This is a genomic window from Vreelandella lionensis (assembly GCF_002087295.1).
Classification (GTDB): Bacteria; Pseudomonadota; Gammaproteobacteria; order Pseudomonadales; family Halomonadaceae; genus Vreelandella; species Vreelandella lionensis.
Map to the genome: position 1 here is coordinate 1 of NZ_MWVI01000080.1, position 1,400 is coordinate 1,400.

Below are 1,400 nucleotides of genomic sequence, written 5' to 3' on the forward strand. Positions count from 1 at the left end.
AAGGGTATACGGATTTAATGGTTGATGGGGCACCTTCACCCCATCAATCTGATACCACCCTCAGATGGTTGATAGATCGACTCCGTAGTTGAGTTCCTCTGCGAAGTCCGGCAGTCCGTAACCGATGGTTTTCTTGTAGAAAGGAGAGACCTTCGCAGTCGGTGCCTTCTTCTTGTGCTTCGTGGTGTAGAGCATTCGTGCCCGCATCACCTCGAAGGAGTAACCGCGCCCTTCACGGTTCTTGTCCTTGGCCAGTCGGTTGATGGACTCCGTGTAAGCGTTGGTGACGGGCATGTCCGTCTCGAAGTAGGTCATGGTCTCTTCGCGCCAGTTTCCCACTGCCCTGACCAGATCGCTCCAGACTTCCTTTTGGCCCTTCGGGATGGTGGCTATCCACTCGTCCAGGGCGGCTTCTGCCTGGAGCCGTGTGGTGGCGTCCCAAATGCCGTAGAAGCGCTCCTTGTGCTCGTAGGCGGCCAGCAGTTGCGGGAACGCGCCTGTCCAGGTCTCCATGATGAGGCGCTCCCGGTCTGAGACTTCGTGAGCGCGTTTCAGCAGGATTTTCCGGTCTCCCTTGAGAGTCCGGCTCTGGGACGGTTTCAGCTCCTTTCTGAGGCCCTTGCGCACTCTCTCTAGGGCATCGTTGGCCATGCGCACCACATGGAACTTATCGACCACGATACGGGCCTGGGGCAGCACAGCCTTGACCGCTGCCCGGTAGGGGTTCCACATGTCCATGCTGACGATCTCGACCTTCTGCCGGTCTTTCAGCTTCATCAGGTAGTTGGTCACCACGTCCTGGCGGCGGGTGGCCAGCAGGTCGAGCAGGGTTCGCTCCTCAATGTTGGTCAGAATGCAGCGGTAGCGCTTGTTCAGGTATAGCTCGTCAATGCCCAGGATGCGGGGCGTCTCGAAGCGGTGCCAGCGCCCCAGGAACTCGGCGCGGGCGTTGAAGATGTCGCGCACCGTCTTCTCGTCCAGGCCGGTCTGTGCCGCCACAAAGGTGTAGGGGTGGTTGAAGGATTCCTTCTCCACGTACTCATGCAGCCGCAGTGTCATACGGAATCCGTCCACCATCTCCGGTAGCTGGGGCCTGAATGTTGTCTTGCAGGCCCGGCAGGTGTATCGGCGGCGGACCACCCAGAGAGTGACCCGCTTGCCGTGGATGGGCAGATCACGATAGGGAACGTCACGCTTGCCGAACCGTACGAACTCACCCTGCACGCCGCATTCCTCGCAGGCGATGGGATCGGGCACGTCCACCTGGAAGTGCATTTCGTCGTCGGTTGATTTGCAGCCCAGTACTTGGTATTGCGGCAGGTGAAGGATGTTGTCGGGAAGTTCGGTCATGGTGTTGTATAGGCGTAGGTGTCAGTCAGATCCATCCGGCTCGGCATTGG

At 59.1% G+C, this 1,400-nt stretch carries 1 protein-coding gene; it reads right to left on the reverse strand.

The genetic code is table 11. From position 1 onward, the window contains the following. Positions 1-60: 60 nt before the first annotated feature. Positions 61-1,350: an ISL3-like element ISPpu12 family transposase gene (locus B4967_RS11460; protein ID WP_004574636.1), complete on the reverse strand. Its 1,290-nt coding sequence runs from the start codon at positions 1,348-1,350 to the stop codon at positions 61-63. Positions 1,351-1,400 lie beyond the last annotated feature (50 nt).